A 13,834-nucleotide genomic window follows, 5' to 3' on the forward strand; every position below is an offset into this window, starting at 1 on the left:
ACTTCCCCGAAGGGAAGCGACTTAGCACTCTCGACTTACGAGTGCTAGTTTATCAGCCAACTTTCTGGCCTGACAATAGCCTCTGTCGGTGGGATCCCGCTTTTGGCGGGTACGGTCGGGGTGCGGATCCCCCTACTTTGGGGTCTGCTGTGGGATCATGACCTGAGTTGGGCTTGGTTGAGAAGGTGTGGATCCCGTTGTTTCAGGTGGATGCGTTTACGGCAGTGCCTTTTGCAGGTAACCCCGCGGCGGTGTGTTTGCTGCCTCAGGAGCTGCCAGAGGCGCTGATGCAGGCCATTGCCGCAGAGAACAATTTGTCGGAGACGGCTTTTTTACTGCCTCAGGGATCCCAGGGCGAGGTTCCCCACTATGGGCTGCGCTGGTTTACGCCGGCGACGGAGGTGGATCTCTGTGGCCACGCCACCTTGGCCAGCGCCTATGTGCTGTTGACGGAGGTGCATCCCCAGGCGGAGAGGGTAGCCTTTTCCACCCGCAGTGGCCTGTTGCAGGTGCGGCGGCAAGGGGATCGCCTGGCCATGGATTTTCCTGCTCAAACTCCGGAACCTTGGCCAGAAGCCAAAGAGCAAGTAGCAGCAGCTTTAGGGATCCCACCCGTGGAGCTATACCGGGGGGACATGGGGGTGGCGGTGCTGGCTTCGGCGGGACAGGTGCAGCAGGTGCAACCGGATCTGGCCCAGGTTCAAGCACTCCCCGTTCCGGGGTTGATCGTCACAGCCTCTGGGGCGGCTCTGGGGAATGGGCCGGATTTTGTCTGCCGCGTTTTTGCCCCTCGGCTGGGGATCCCGGAGGATCCGGTGACGGGATCCGCCCAGTGTCTTTTGATGCCCTATTGGGCCAAACGCCTGGGTCGCTCTGAGTTACAGGCCCACCAGCTATCCAGCCGCGGCGGGGAGCTCTGGTGTCGCGATCTCGGCTCTCGCGTGGAGATTGCCGGGCAGGCTGTGCAGGTGATCAGAGGAGAGCTGAGGCTACCTTAGAACCCTACCGAACAAAAAACACCCCGGATATGCTTCCGAGGTGCAGGCTAGGAAAGAGCTTGAGCTAGCCGAGGATTTCGGCGGCTTGAATGAGCTCCACCTGCTTTTTCTTCAGCACCAACAGCACCTGGGTAATGGTAATGGCTGCCAGGAAGGCCACCAGCCATTTCACCCGATCCGGGCTTTGCAGCACCAGATCCCGCTCCACCTGGCCAAAGCCGCCCACATTGGGATTGTTGGTGACGGGATCCCCTTCTTTGACGCTGTCGCCAACGGCAACCACCAGTTCCGGCCCAGGCGGCACCACCAGGTTTTGGATCCCGCTTTCGGTCTCGAAGCTGAGAACTCTCGTGCCCGGCAGCTCGTATTCCGGGGGCACCAGGCTGGCCAATTCAGCCGGCAGATCGCTGATATCGGAGTCGAGGGTGGCAATGTTGACCAGACGCCCCGTGGCTGGGGCGCGGAAGACGTTGTTGTTGCTGAGGCTGCCGTCGGGGTTAAGCTGACCGCGACCTCGGTTGGCCCCGATGTAAACGCGATACTTCATGAAGGCCACCGAGGGATCCTCTTTCGGGTCAGGGGCCACCACTGGAAAGACGATTTCTTGATGCTGCTCGCCCGGCAAAGGCCCGACCAGGAGGATGTTGGGCTTCGCGTCGCTGTAGGGGGTGATGTAGGTCTCGGCAGTTTCTTGCCGTTGTTCCTCGGTCATCTCGGCTTCGGTGGCTAAACGGAAGCCCTCCGGCAAGACCACCACCGCGCCCACATTCAACCCACCCTTGCTGCCGTCTGCCAGCACCTGCTGCTTGCTCAGGTCATAAGGGATCCCAACTTTGATGGTGAACACCTGGCCGGGGGTGACGGCCTGGGGCACCTCGGCGCGAGTGGGCATGGCGTTCAGGTGGCAGTTGGCACAGACAATTTTTCCAGTCGCCTCGCGGGGGTTGTCGTAGGCCATCTGGGCATAGTAGGGGTAGGCTGCCGCCGGACGTGCCCCCATCCCCAGCAACAGCAGCAGCCCACAGAAGGCCAAGCAGATTCGCTTCATAACTCTCAGCTCAGAATGAATTTCCATCACAGGTTTAGGACACAGTCTTGGAACAGCCATCTCGACAATTTGCCCCAAATCGTTCGGCAAAAGCCGGCACAGCCAGGATCCTTACCTCACCATCCTTCTAGATCAGGGAGATCAGGGGCCGGTCAACAGTTGGACTGGAAAGGTGCTCCGCACCGCTGACGCAATTGCCTGGGCAGAACCGGCGGGATCCCTTGCCCTTTAGGTCTCCCGGAAATCAGGGCCTTGCCAAGGGCTGAAGCGGACGTTGTCGCCATCCACAGTGGCGCTCACCAGCTCCAGCGAGCGGGGAGCCGGTCCCCGGATTACCTTGCCATTGGCCGCATACTGGGATCCGTGGCAAGGGCACTTAAACAAGTTTTCCCCCACATTCCAGGGCACCACGCAACCGAGGTGGGTACAAACCGCGTTGAGGCCATAGTTGGCCACCGCCCCGTTGTCGATCACGATGTAGGTGGGATCCCCCTTCAAACCTTGGGCCAGCACCCGATCCGTGGCAGCATGGGTGGCCAACAGCTCACTGACACTGATGGGCTTGCCGAGGGCGTCCTGAGCTATGAGACCCTCACCCCCTCCACCGGAAGAGGGCGGGATAAAGTACTTCACCACCGGGTAGAGGGCGCCCACCACTACGACTCCCACAGAGCCGCTGAGCAGGGCATTGAGAAGAACCCGCCGGCTCATGGGGGGCGCTTCAAAGTTGCTAACCGCTTCCGTCATAATGGCAAATGCAGACCTGAGAAGTTTTAACGTTCGTTGACAAGCGACATCATCCTAACCGACCCCTCTGGCCAATATCGTTAAGAAATGCAACGCTGTAAGAGGCCGTGGCCTTCCTTCCCAAGGTGAGCGGCCCACCCAGCGCGATTGGAGCCAGATCCAAGCCAGCCTCAGACAAGTCTGATGAAGGGATCCGACTTTCAAGCTTTGTTGCGCGAGAAGTGGGGCTATTCCTACGACGTGCAGCTGCGCCGTATCCAGCAGAAGGTGGTGCTGCTGGTGATGTGGCGCTACCTGGAGCAGCCCTCCTTTCCCTTGAGCGAGGCGGAGTATCTGGCCCACTTGGAGAACGTGCTGGCCCATTTGCAGGCTTGGGGGGTGTGGGAAGCGGTGCGTCGGGAAATCGAAGCCACCCGTCAGAGACCCCGTATGGGCAAAGCGGTGGCCATTCCTCTGGATTTGCAGAAGGTGGGGGAGCGGGTCTCGGAGTGGTTGCTGTGAGTTCTCCGGGGGAGAAAAAAGTCCAAGCAAACCCAAGCGCCGGATTCTCCGGCTGGGCAAGAAACTCGAATGGGTCTCAGCTCAAACGGCAGACCGGGAGTTTGCCCAACGGCCATGACCTCTCTAGAGGGGACGCGGCTTGCGCACTTGTTCGGTTTCCGGGTACTCCTGCTGAGCTTCGGATTCCAAAAGTTGGCGGAATGCCGGCTCGTCCAGACGGTAGTCCCGCTGCTCGATCAAATCCCGGTCGGTTGAGTAAATGGTGTCCGACTCTTGCACAACTTCTTGACGGCGGAAGCGGCGGGCAAAGTTGAGTTTGCGCAGCAGCGCCTCTGTGGGATGCTGCAGATGCTCTCGCCAAAGCTGCCGGACACGATTGCGACGCTCCACTCCCTGGTTGCGGATTTGCAAGGCTAGCCAGCGAACGGCGGGCACCGCCAAAAACAGCGTGCCGTAGAGGAAGAGGAAGCCGATCAACGGGTAGATGAAGGCCAAAAAAGCATTGCTGCCGGCTGCCGCTGCCACCTCTTCCCGTGCCCCATAGAGAATGGCGGCCAGAAAGAAATTGAGAACTCCCAAACCCCCTGCCAGGGTCAGTTGACCAGGCGTGGCCCGGCTGAACACCCAAGGTTTCTCCTGCAACACTTCGGGGATCCTCTTGGGCTCACGCTCTGAGGCGGCCACCTGCAGTTCCGGAAAGCGGTAGACAATGTCCCCGTCCTCGCTGACCTCCGGCTGACCGTCGAACTTGAGCAAAATGGGCAGCATGTAATCTTCGTATTCCAAGGCCGGGGATCCCGGCTCCACATCCAGATAGGGCAACACCTGTTCCGCTGCGATCACCCCCCCATTGGCACGAATCAGTTGGCCAATGAGGGCATAGCGCTCCTCCTCCAGGTTGGCATTGGGATCCCCGTCCCCAAAGAGGAAGCTGTACACCGCTTCCAGGAAGTTCAGCTCGGATTTTTGCGGCTGGCGGGGGCGCGTCCGACCGGAGTAGCTGCCATAGTAGGGATAGGGATCCCAGAAGGGGTTGCCGATCCAAAGATTGGGGAAGTAGTAAAACCCTATCCCCCGCGACCGGCTGCGATTGTCCTGCTCGCGGCTACTGGCCATCTGCAAGGCAATCAACGCCAGGACGATCAAGACAATTGACACCACCAGCAGAATGCCGAAGGAGATGCGCAGCCCATAGAGGAAGCCCCCCCACAACCGGCGACGCAGGGCTGCTAGCCGATCCTGCTGCTCCTTGCGCTTGAGAATGCTGCGAAAATCCGGCGGGAAAACATAGGTAATCTCCCCCTGCCGGGAAACCTGGAGATGCCCCTCCGCCTTTTGGGCCAAATTCAGCAGCTCTTGTTTGGCCTCGTGTAGAGCCAAGCCCGTGCTGGATGCAATATCTCCCAAGGTGACCCGCAGGCCCAACTGCTCCACTGCATCCATCACCAATGTTTGTGTAGCCACTTTAAACCTCCGCTTTCCGCCCCCATTGTCGAGGAGCCTTTGGGATCCCTGGACGCAGATCCGCTCCCCTGAGCTAGACCTATCGTTTCCTCTACTCCCAGTATCTCCCCACTAACCCAGCAGCGGCGAGGGTTATACCCCCCTCTAGGGCAGCCAAGCCATCACGGCCAGCAGGGTCGAGAGGATCCCGATCAACACCCAGATGAGGGGCTTAGTATCCAACGGGGGATCCGCTGCCCGGCGGCTGAGGGGATCCCCAGATCTTGGGGAAGGGCCTTTGCGTTGGGAGCGCCCATAGGCCAAGCGGTACTCTGGGGGATCAGCTTCCTCCAGCCGGCTGAGATCGGGAATTTCGCTCAACCACTCCGCTGGACGCCGCAGACGAGGGGCTTGCCAGATACCCAAGACATAGCGAGCCTGCTGGGCAACTTCTGGATCTGGGTTGCGCAGCAAGGTTTGGGCCAACAGGATGGCCTCCTGCGTTTCGCCAAGGGCTTCTTGGGCCAGGGCCTGCCAGAGCCGTAGCTTACCCGACTGCGGATAGCGGCTTTGGGCCTGCTTAACCTCCTCTAGCGCCTGCCGGTATTGTCCTCGCTCGAACCTCAACTGGATCAGAGCCAAGTGCTGAGACAATCTCAGGTCTTTGGGAAGCGTCATGCTCAGGATCCGCAGGCTAGGTCAGCTTCTGTTCTACCCCAAACCCCACCAGCAACAGCTCCTGCAAAGGCTGACCCTGAGGGGGACGTTGGTAGGTAAGGATCTGCCGCAGGCGCAGGCGCGGATTCAGTAGAGTGATGGTATCTACAGCAACCACACGAGTGTAGGTGGTGGTCATCACCAGTTGCAGGGATCCGGGATCAAACCGGAAAGCCGCCACCATCGGGCGATCTTCCTCGTAGGCCCGATCCCGCAGGTAGTCTCCCTGCAGCCCCAGGGGGGTTTCCTGCCGAGGGACAAACAGCATGTTCAGCTCTTGCCCGGCCTCCTCCCCCGTTTCGGAAACGGTCTCAAAAGCCAAGTGAAAGCCCAAAAAACCATCCACGTTGTGGTTGGGGTAGTTGTTGTCGGTGAGCACCTTGTGCTTGAGCTCAGGGGTGAGGGTGCGAATGGTGAACTCGGTGCGGGAGCGCTCCACCTCGCCACGGTCTAGGTAATGGTAGGTGCGCTCTGTGCGCCAAGCCCCAATGCAGCAGTTGAAAAAGTGGTGAAATTGCTGGATAGCGTTCATGCGGGCGGGAGCGGACAGAGTCAGAGATCAGCGCTGGACGGGAAACCCTGCTTTCGATCCTAAAACGAATCGAAAACAACCAGGAATCCAAATCCTGAATGCCAACGATTGAGTTCTACCGTGGGATCCCCTTCCTCACGGGCTTTTGGCCACCCGGATCCCTTGGGTCTGCCCCAACAACTCCAAGGCTCGCTGCAGCTGGATGTCCTCCGGCCCGGCCAGGGTTTCTGCCGTCAGAGGAACGGATCCCTCCGCCACCACCACATCGGGCTGGATCCCCTGGCGATGGATGTCGTGGCCGCTGGGGGTGAGGTACTTGGCCGTGGTCACCGCCAGCCCCGATCCATCCGCCAGCTCCAGCAGGGATTGAATCAGACCCTTGCCAAAGGTGCGCGTTCCCACCAGTTGGGCTCGCCCACTATCCTGAAGTGCCCCGGCCAACACTTCACTGGCACTGGCGCTGCCCTGATTTACCAAGACCACCAGCGGCGCCTCTGTAAGCACCTCGCCAGTGGCGGGAATGCTGTCTTGAATGCCGTGGCGATCCGTCACCAGCACAATGTCACCCTTGGGGATCCAGAAGCGGGCGATCTCAATGGCCGCCTGCAAGAGTCCCCCCGGATTGTTGCGCAAATCGAGAATGTAGCCCCGCACCCCTTGAGCTTCTGCGGCCCGAATGGCTTGGCGGACTTGAGCGGCAGCATTGCCGTTGAACTGGCTGAGGCGAATGTAGGCCACCGATCCCTGAGGCAGCTCAAAAAAACGGGTGCGCACGGGGTTGATGGTGATCGATTGGCGTACCAGCTCCACCTCCCAAATGCGATCCTGCCGCCTCAGCTTCAAAGTAACCGGCGTGCCGCTGCGCCCCCGCATCCGCTCGGCCACTTCGTCCAGGCTCAGCCCCGCCACCGGCACCCGATCCACCGCCAAAATCTCATCCTGAGGTTGGATCCCGGCCTGCTCGGCAGGAGTGCCCTCCATGGGGGCAATCACCCGCACAGCGCCTTGCTCGTCGATAGCAATCTGCAAGCCGACACCACTCAGCTCGCCGGCTGTAGAGGTCTGCAGGCTGAGGTAGTGCTCTCTGTCCAGAAAGCGGGTAAAGGGATCCCCCAGAGTGGCCAACATCTCCTCAATGGCCTGGTAAGTCTGCTTGCGCTCCTTTAAGGGCCGGGAGAGAAACCGTTGCCGCACCTGCCACCAGTTTTGCCCGTTAAACCCCGGATCCACGTAGGCCCGATCCACATAGGCCCAAGCCTGCGCCAGCAGTTGCTGCTCTTCTCCCCAACGGCTGGCCTGCCCTGGACAGGCGCCAATGCCCAAACTCGCCCAGAGCAAACACCCAAGCAAGACAATGCGGATCCCCCACCCTCTCCAGCGGATCCCTGTGTATCTCGGCTTCTGCACAACCATCGATCCCAAAAAACATTAAGAAACATGAACAAAACGCAATATCGAAAACTTGCCTGGCCTCCTGGGATCGAGATCTTCGTCCCCAAGCTGAGCCCGACGCCAGGATGGTGTTAAAAGATTGTGTTACATTGCTGAGTGGAGTGGGCTTGCCCCGCCCTCGAGATCCAATTTCAAGAATTGCAGGCATTATGAGCAAAGTTTACGACTGGTTGGACGAGCGGCTGGAGATTACGCCTTTCGTCGACGACGCAACAGGGAAATTCATTCCGCCTCACGTTAACATCTTCTACTGCCTCGGCGGGGTGACGCTGGTGTGCTTCTTAATTCAGTTTGCCACCGGCTTCGCCATGACGTTTTACTATCGTCCGACGGTGGCTGAGGCCTTTGAATCGGTAAACTACATCATGACCCAGGTGAACTTCGGCTGGCTGCTGCGCTCCATCCACCGTTGGAGCGCCTCCATGATGGTGCTGATGATGATCCTACACACCTTCCGGGTCTATCTGACAGGGGGATTCAAAAAGCCCCGTGAGCTGACCTGGGTAACCGGTGTAATCTTGGCGGTGCTGACCGTCTCCTTTGGCGTTACCGGCTACTCCCTGCCCTGGGATCAGGTGGGCTACTGGGCAGTCAAGATCGTCTCAGGTGTGCCCAGTGCCATTCCGGTGGTGGGCGACTTGTTGGTGCAACTGATCCGGGGTGGCGAAGCGGTTGGTCAAGCTACCCTGACTCGCTTCTACAGCTTGCACACTTTCGTGCTACCCTGGCTGACCGCAGTCTTTATGACCATGCACTTTTTGATGATCCGCCGCCAAGGCATTTCTGGGCCTTTGTGAGCAAGGTTTGGCTCCCAGACGCCTTTGACTTTCCTGGTAACTGGGATCTTTACCTGCCACTTTTTCAGAACTTTTGTCCCTAGATAAGGAGAACTCCCATGGCCGTCTCAAAACAGGTGATAGCGACCGAGGCCATTACCCGCAAGGTTGATCTAGACAACCCCAAAGTTGTAGCCAAGCTGAAGAAAAACATGGGCCACATGACCTATGGTGAGCCCGCTTGGCCCAACGATTTGCTCTTTATGTTTCCGGTGGTGATCCTGGGCACTATTGGAGTGATCGTTGGCCTGTCAGTCATGGATCCGGCAGGTGTAGGGGAGCCGGCGGATCCCTTTGCTACGCCTCTGGAAATTCTGCCGGAATGGTATCTCTACCCCGCCTTCCACATCCTGCGGATTGCTCCCAACAAGCTGTTGGGAATTGCTCTGATGTCTGCCATTCCTGTGGGTCTCTTGTTTGTGCCCTTCATCGAAAACGTCAACAAGTTCCAAAACCCCTTGCGCCGCCCAGTGGCGACAACGGTGTTCCTGATCGGCACCTTGGTCACCCTCTACCTGGGCATAGGTGCCACCTTGCCCTTGGATAAGTGGGTCACCTTGGGCTTGTTCTAAAAGAACATCTGGGACTCCCGCTTGATGGGTTGATCGTCATCATCACCATCAGAACCATCAGAATCACCATCAGAGTGCAGCAGGTTGGTGGCCAGGCTGCACTTTGTTATTTGGAGAGCTTTTTAGAGGAGTTGTCTGCAAACCTGTGTGCCAAGGGATGAGCCAGCCCGCCGAAATGGTAGTATCTCTACGCCCTCATCTTCAGCTTGACCGCTCATGAGCACTTCTTCTTCAACTGCTCGAACCTATCGGATCACAGCCCTTGCCGGAGATGGCATCGGCCCCGAAATCATGCGGGTGGGACGAGCCGTTTTGGATGCAGTTGCCCGGCAGATGGGATTTGCTCTCCAGTGGCAAGAGGGCCTGATCGGCGGGGCCGCCTACGAACAGACCGGGGATCCCTTGCCGGCAGAAACCCTGAAAATGGCTCAAGAGAGCGATGCCGTTTATCTGGCTGCTGTCGGCGACTTCAAGTACGACGCTCTGCCTCCTGAGAAACGCCCAGAACGGGCCTTGTTGGGTTTGAGGGCGGGGCTGGGGCTGTTTGCCAACTTGCGTCCGGTGAAGGTCTTCCCTCAACTGGTGGGGGCCTCCTCCCTGAAGCCAGAGGTGATCTCGGGGATCGACCTGGTGGTAGTGCGGGAGCTGACGGGGGGCATTTACTTCGGCCAGCCCAAGGGAATCTTCACGGATGCCCAAGGATCTCGGCGCGGCGTGAACACCATGGTCTACAGCGAAGCTGAGGTGGATCGGATTGCCCGAGTTGCCTTTGAGCTGGCCCGCAAACGCCGGCGCAAGCTCTGCTCGGTGGACAAAGCCAACGTTCTCGAGGTGTCGCAACTGTGGCGGGAGCGGGTCAATGTCATTGCGGCTGAGTACCCGGAGGTGGAACTTTCCCACCTGTACATCGACAATGCCGCCATGCAGTTGGTGCGCTGGCCCAAGCAGTTCGACGTCATCCTCACGGGCAATCTCTTCGGCGATATCCTCTCCGATGAAGCGGCCATGCTGACCGGCTCTATTGGTATGCTGCCCTCTGCCTCTCTGGGATCCTCTGGCCCCGGCCTATACGAGCCGGTACATGGGTCGGCTCCCGACATTGCCGGACAAGACAAAGCCAACCCCATTGCCCAGGTGCTCTCCGGCGCCCTGATGCTCCGCTACTCCCTGGATCAGCCGCAAGCTGCCGACCGCATCGAACAGGCGGTAGAAGCCGTTTTGGCGCAAGGGTACCGCACCCCAGACCTCTACTCTGAGGGAATGACTTTAGTGGGTTGCCAGGAAATGGGAGAAAAGTTGGTGGCAGCCCTGTCCCAGCAGCAGGCGCAATAGCCTTTTTCGGGGCCACAGGCTACAGCCAAGGCAGACGTGAGGCGATTTCCAAGCAATTTCCAATTGTGGGGATCCTTGGAGCTACGCCCAACCGGCTTCAGGGAGAAGGTCGACCTCCTCGGTGGTTTTAATGGCCTCTTCCGGTCGAGGTGTGGCTTCTTGGCAGCGCTCCATGGCTTGAAGAAGCAGGGCTTCCCCTTCCTGCACCGTCTCAATGCGACAGAGGAGAGCACGGAATTGAGAGGCTCCGGCAAAGTCTTTGATGTACCAAGTCATGTGCTTGCGGGCCTGACGGATGCCACGTTCTCCCTTGTACTCCCAGAGACCGCGCAGATGCTCTAAGGCCATTTGAATCCGCTCCAGGGGAGTGGGGGCCGGTCTTTCTTGACCGGTTTTCAGGAAGTGATCGATTTCCCCCACCAGAAAGGGATAGCCCATGGTGCCGCGGGAGCACATCACCCCATCGGCTCCGGTTTCCTCCAAACACTTCACCGCTGCGGCTGTCGAGAAAATATCCCCATTGGCGATGACGGGAATGCGCAGGTGCTGTTTGACGCGGCGGATCCAGTCCCAGCGGGCTTTGCCGTTGAAGCCTTGGGCGCGTGTTCGGGCATGCAGGGTGAGCAGTTGCGCCCCTGCCTCCTGCAGACGGTGGGCAAAATCCAAAATGTTGATCTCCTGATCTGACCAGCCCAGGCGCGTTTTCACGGTTACGGGCACCTCCACTGCGTTGGCCACCGCCTCCACAATTCGCGCTGCCGTGTCGGGATCGCGGAGCAGAGAAGAGCCGCCGCCGTTTTTGGTAATCTTGTTCACCGGGCAGCCCATGTTGATGTCCACCAAGGTCGCCCCTTCGTCCACAGCCATGCGGGCTGCTTCCGCCAGAAAATCGGGCCGACAATCAAACAGTTGGATGCCAATAGGCTGCTCCCCCTCGCCGACCTCCATGATGCGGGGCAACTGGCGGGCATAGCGCAAGCCGGTCGCGCTGACCATTTCCGTGTAGACCAAGCTGTGGGGGGCAAAACGGCGCACCAGCCCTCGAAAGACTTGGTCGGTTACCCCTGACAGCGGCGCCTGAAAAACGCGGCTCAAAACTTTTACCCCGCCGATATTGAGGGGTGGGGATAGGCGGGCTTGGAGTTCCGGCGAAAGCTGCAGGCCCATCGGGATCTGGAGAAGGCTATCCCTCTTTGTTGACAAAGTAAAGAAGACCCATGATGCGCGCTCGTTTGATCGCGGCGGTGAGCTCCCGCTGTTGTTTGGCAGTCAGGCCGGTGATGCGGCGGGGCAAGATCTTGCCTCGCTCGGTAACAAATTTCTTGAGCAGCTCCACATCGGTGTACCTAATGGGCTCTCCCGGCTTAATGGGAGACAGGCGGCGGCGAGCGTAAACCATAGGTCAGGAGAACGGCGAAACGGCTTGAACTACTTAATCTCTTTGTGGACGGTGTGGCGGTTGCAGTGGGGGCAGAATTTCTTCAGCTCTAAGCGGGCTGTTGTGTTGCGGCGGTTTTTGGTGGTGGTGTAGCGGTTCACGCCTGGAGAGCGCTTGTTGACGTTGGTGCGGCACTCCGTACACTCCAGAGTAATGATGATGCGGGCACCCTTTGCTTTAGCCATGACGGATCCCAAGACGAAGGTAAACGGCAATGAGGAAACTGCAATCCCAGATCCTGAGGCTGGAGATGGGGGTTTACCTCGATAAGCGCGATCACCAATTATCCAACTTTTCCTTGACGGAATCAACCCAAGTTTTCACGTGCTTGCCCGTTTGTTGCCGTAGGCTACGGGCGTTGCGATCCACATCTTTGCTCAGGCGCTGCAACTGCTTGGACAGATCCCGCACGGCGTCATTGCGCTGGGCTTGGCGCAGCAGGTCGCGAGCAGCCGATTTGACGTCGTCAGCAGCGTCCCCCTCTAGGATGTCCTGCAAAAACCGCAAGACTTTTTCATCCAGGTGGTAGCCCCGCTCCGCTTCCACCACTAGGGTACGTCCGGCGCGGTCGTGAATGGTTTGGCGTTTTTCCTTGTCGAAGACGGCAAACAGCCCATCCGCAGCCAGAGGCACCAGCAGGGCCTCCGTGAGCACAAAGAGGGAGAGCACTCCCTCTCGAGCCAGAGAGCGAACCAGGTGCGGCGAGGCTTCGGTCTCGGGATCCAGGGTTTTGATGTTCAGCAGCCATTTGCCGAGGCTTTGGCCCTCAGGACGGGATTGGAAATAGCCGCGGTTCACCAGCCAGGTGGCGAAGAAGGCGAGATAGCCGGTCATGTCCACGGCGCCTGCATTGGCCCCTACCAGAGCAGCCAAGCCTTGGGCTAGGTAGGAGATCCCCAGCCCCAGCCCAAAGTCGAGGGCAAAAGCCCCAATTCGTTTGCTCCAGGGAGCCAATTTTGGCAGGGGTTCTCCCTCAGTAGCCGTTTGCGGGGCTGGCCGCTCGGCTTGAACCGGGGGCAGAGAAGTGGCAGGAGGCAAAGCGCTGAAGGTTCGCCACTCGCCAGCACTTTGATCCAGTTGTTCGGTTTTGGGCCGCTCTGGAAATTGGGGGCGTTCGGGGTAGGGTCTGGGATCCGTCATTGCCGGTTGAGACAGTCAGTTCTACCATTCTAGCGAGGCAAGCCCACACCCACGGGCAGAGGGGACGGGCTGCGACGGGGGATCTCGTAGGTCAGCCGATCGCGGGCCAGCATGGTATTGGGGAAAATGGCCTGAGCTTCTGCCAGTAGGTCTTCCAAGGTAATGGGGGCTTCTGGGGTGTAGCGGGGGCTGAAGTGGGTGAGGATCAAAGCTTGGGCCTTGGCTTCGGCGGCCACTTGGGCGGCCATGGCGGCGGTGGAATGCTTAGAGCGGCGGGCCAGCTCCAAGTCAGCCTGAGCGTAGGTAGCCTCGTGGATGACCAGATCCGCAGCCCGGGAGAGATCAACAGCATTGCGGCAGAAAATCGTGTCGGTGCAGTAGGAGAATTTGCGGCCCGGAATGGGATCCCCGACATAATCCCGTCCGTGAAAGCAGCGGCCCTGCCAGATGATGGATTGGCCGGCCTTGAGCTGCCCATACAGAGGGCCAAAGGGGATCCCATCGGCTTGGGCTTTGGCCACATTAAAGCTGCCTGGCCGATCCTGTTCCACCACGCGGTAGCCGAAGGCGGGCACCCGGTGATCCAAGGGCGCGCAGAAGACGGAGTATTCCGGCTCTTGCAGGATGAGACCGGTTTCGACGGTGTGAACGCGGAAGCCGTAGGGGATCCGGGTCTCGCTGTAGCGCAACACGGCCTTCAGGTACTCTTCCAGGCCCGGCGGGCCGTAGATATCGATGTGCTCAGGGGTGCTGCCCAAGCCACAGGAGGCCAACAGCCCCGGCAGGCCGTAGATGTGATCCCCGTGCATGTGGGTGATAAAAATGCGGCGCAACTGGCTGGGGCGCAGCTCATCTAGGCGCAGCAACTGGTGTTGGGTGCCCTCGCCGCAATCGAACAGCCACCATTCCGACCGCTGGGGAAACTGCACCGCCACCCCAGAGACATTGCGCTGGCGGGTGGGCATGCCGGAGCTGGTGCCCAAAAAGGTGATCCGAATGGCATTGGGATCTGTCACAGGGGCAAGACCTCAGGGATTGGGATCCCTAGCTTACCAATTGCTGATACATTTACGCTGAA

Annotated in this window: 16 protein-coding genes; 5 read left to right on the forward strand and 11 right to left on the reverse strand. The window is 59.3% G+C overall.

The genetic code is table 11. The features are described 5' to 3' along the window. Positions 1-185: 185 nt before the first annotated feature. Entirely contained in the window at positions 186-998 is an 813-nt protein-coding gene (locus tag NW819_RS01810; protein ID WP_414412720.1) for a PhzF family phenazine biosynthesis protein, read from the forward strand. A gap of 64 nt (positions 999-1,062) precedes the next feature. Here the strand turns inward: NW819_RS01810 and NW819_RS01815 are convergent, their stop codons facing one another. After that, positions 1,063-2,046 carry an apocytochrome f gene (locus NW819_RS01815; protein ID WP_414341986.1) on the reverse strand — a complete coding sequence of 328 codons (984 nt, stop codon included), beginning with the start codon at positions 2,044-2,046 and terminating at the stop codon, positions 1,063-1,065. Positions 2,047-2,274: 228 nt separating this feature from the next. Then, positions 2,275-2,793, reverse strand: a complete 519-nt coding sequence (locus NW819_RS01820) for a cytochrome b6-f complex iron-sulfur subunit (protein ID WP_414351678.1) — start codon at positions 2,791-2,793, stop codon at positions 2,275-2,277. A 183-nt stretch (positions 2,794-2,976) separates the two neighbouring features. Here NW819_RS01820 and NW819_RS01825 point away from each other — a divergent pair, with 183 nt between their 5' ends. Further along, positions 2,977-3,294: a DUF3067 family protein gene (locus NW819_RS01825; RefSeq protein WP_011433229.1), complete on the forward strand. Its 318-nt coding sequence runs from the start codon at positions 2,977-2,979 to the stop codon at positions 3,292-3,294. A 123-nt stretch (positions 3,295-3,417) separates the two neighbouring features. On the opposite strand, the gene NW819_RS01830 is transcribed toward NW819_RS01825, so the two are convergent. The 4 genes from NW819_RS01830 to NW819_RS01845 form a co-directional block, all read right to left on the reverse strand. Further along, a complete protein-coding gene (locus NW819_RS01830) occupies positions 3,418-4,758 on the reverse strand; it encodes a hypothetical protein (protein ID WP_414375166.1) in 1,341 nt (446 codons plus the stop codon). A 144-nt stretch (positions 4,759-4,902) separates the two neighbouring features. After that, positions 4,903-5,415, reverse strand: coding sequence for a tetratricopeptide repeat protein (locus tag NW819_RS01835; RefSeq protein ID WP_011433231.1), 513 nt, complete (start codon positions 5,413-5,415; stop codon positions 4,903-4,905). Positions 5,416-5,431: 16 nt separating this feature from the next. Next, complete coding sequence (locus tag NW819_RS01840; RefSeq protein WP_414400675.1) at positions 5,432-5,986, reverse strand: phycobiliprotein lyase; 555 nt, start codon at positions 5,984-5,986, stop codon at positions 5,432-5,434. Positions 5,987-6,121: 135 nt separating this feature from the next. Continuing rightward, positions 6,122-7,399 carry a S41 family peptidase gene (locus NW819_RS01845; protein WP_414412717.1) on the reverse strand — a complete coding sequence of 426 codons (1,278 nt, stop codon included), beginning with the start codon at positions 7,397-7,399 and terminating at the stop codon, positions 6,122-6,124. Between the two features lie 188 nt (positions 7,400-7,587). Here NW819_RS01845 and petB point away from each other — a divergent pair, with 188 nt between their 5' ends. The 3 genes from petB (at position 7,588) to leuB (ending at position 10,178) form a co-directional block, all read left to right on the forward strand. Then, complete coding sequence (gene petB / locus NW819_RS01850; RefSeq protein ID WP_041436518.1) at positions 7,588-8,235, forward strand: cytochrome b6; 648 nt, start codon at positions 7,588-7,590, stop codon at positions 8,233-8,235. Positions 8,236-8,333: 98 nt separating this feature from the next. After that, on the forward strand, positions 8,334-8,846 hold the full coding sequence (gene petD, locus NW819_RS01855) for a cytochrome b6-f complex subunit IV (protein ID WP_011433236.1): 513 nt from the start codon (positions 8,334-8,336) through the stop codon (positions 8,844-8,846). 216 nt (positions 8,847-9,062) lie between these two features. Further along, on the forward strand, positions 9,063-10,178 hold the full coding sequence (gene leuB, locus NW819_RS01860; protein WP_414341994.1) for a 3-isopropylmalate dehydrogenase: 1,116 nt from the start codon (positions 9,063-9,065) through the stop codon (positions 10,176-10,178). 81 nt (positions 10,179-10,259) lie between these two features. On the opposite strand, the gene dusB is transcribed toward leuB, so the two are convergent. From dusB to rnz, 5 genes are all read right to left on the reverse strand, one after another. Then, positions 10,260-11,345: a tRNA dihydrouridine synthase DusB gene (gene dusB / locus NW819_RS01865; protein WP_414412718.1), complete on the reverse strand. Its 1,086-nt coding sequence runs from the start codon at positions 11,343-11,345 to the stop codon at positions 10,260-10,262. Between the two features lie 16 nt (positions 11,346-11,361). Continuing rightward, positions 11,362-11,577: a 30S ribosomal protein S18 gene (rpsR, locus tag NW819_RS01870; protein WP_011433239.1), complete on the reverse strand. Its 216-nt coding sequence runs from the start codon at positions 11,575-11,577 to the stop codon at positions 11,362-11,364. A gap of 29 nt (positions 11,578-11,606) precedes the next feature. Further along, a complete protein-coding gene (rpmG, locus tag NW819_RS01875; protein ID WP_011433240.1) occupies positions 11,607-11,801 on the reverse strand; it encodes a 50S ribosomal protein L33 in 195 nt (64 codons plus the stop codon). A gap of 91 nt (positions 11,802-11,892) precedes the next feature. Continuing rightward, the gene (locus NW819_RS01880; RefSeq protein ID WP_414412719.1) at positions 11,893-12,756 is read right to left on the reverse strand and encodes an RDD family protein; all 864 of its coding nucleotides are present in this window, start codon (positions 12,754-12,756) and stop codon (positions 11,893-11,895) included. Positions 12,757-12,785: 29 nt separating this feature from the next. Continuing rightward, positions 12,786-13,754: a ribonuclease Z gene (rnz, locus tag NW819_RS01885; RefSeq protein WP_414412721.1), complete on the reverse strand. Its 969-nt coding sequence runs from the start codon at positions 13,752-13,754 to the stop codon at positions 12,786-12,788. Between the last annotated feature and the right edge of the window lie 80 nt (positions 13,755-13,834).

The sequence above is a fragment of the Synechococcus sp. R8-2 genome (genome assembly GCF_047461715.1).
In the GTDB taxonomy this organism is placed as follows: domain Bacteria; phylum Cyanobacteriota; class Cyanobacteriia; order Thermostichales; family Thermostichaceae; genus Thermostichus.

Bases quoted from the DNA above. Each gene is read 5' to 3' on its own strand.
- leuB (WP_414341994.1), top strand. From the start codon at position 9,063: ATGAGCACTTCTTCTTCAACTGCTCGAACCTATCGGATCACAGCCCTT.
- NW819_RS01845 (WP_414412717.1), bottom strand. From the start codon at position 7,399: ATGGTTGTGCAGAAGCCGAGATACACAGGGATCCGCTGGAGAGGGTGG.
- NW819_RS01820 (WP_414351678.1), bottom strand. From the start codon at position 2,793: ATGACGGAAGCGGTTAGCAACTTTGAAGCGCCCCCCATGAGCCGGCGG.
- petD (WP_011433236.1), top strand. From the start codon at position 8,334: ATGGCCGTCTCAAAACAGGTGATAGCGACCGAGGCCATTACCCGCAAG.
- NW819_RS01815 (WP_414341986.1), bottom strand. From the start codon at position 2,046: ATGAAGCGAATCTGCTTGGCCTTCTGTGGGCTGCTGCTGTTGCTGGGG.
- NW819_RS01825 (WP_011433229.1), top strand. From the start codon at position 2,977: ATGAAGGGATCCGACTTTCAAGCTTTGTTGCGCGAGAAGTGGGGCTAT.
- dusB (WP_414412718.1), bottom strand. From the start codon at position 11,345: ATGGGCCTGCAGCTTTCGCCGGAACTCCAAGCCCGCCTATCCCCACCC.
- NW819_RS01840 (WP_414400675.1), bottom strand. From the start codon at position 5,986: ATGAACGCTATCCAGCAATTTCACCACTTTTTCAACTGCTGCATTGGG.
- rpmG (WP_011433240.1), bottom strand. From the start codon at position 11,801: ATGGCTAAAGCAAAGGGTGCCCGCATCATCATTACTCTGGAGTGTACG.
- petB (WP_041436518.1), top strand. From the start codon at position 7,588: ATGAGCAAAGTTTACGACTGGTTGGACGAGCGGCTGGAGATTACGCCT.
- NW819_RS01880 (WP_414412719.1), bottom strand. From the start codon at position 12,756: ATGACGGATCCCAGACCCTACCCCGAACGCCCCCAATTTCCAGAGCGG.
- NW819_RS01835 (WP_011433231.1), bottom strand. From the start codon at position 5,415: ATGACGCTTCCCAAAGACCTGAGATTGTCTCAGCACTTGGCTCTGATC.
- rpsR (WP_011433239.1), bottom strand. From the start codon at position 11,577: ATGGTTTACGCTCGCCGCCGCCTGTCTCCCATTAAGCCGGGAGAGCCC.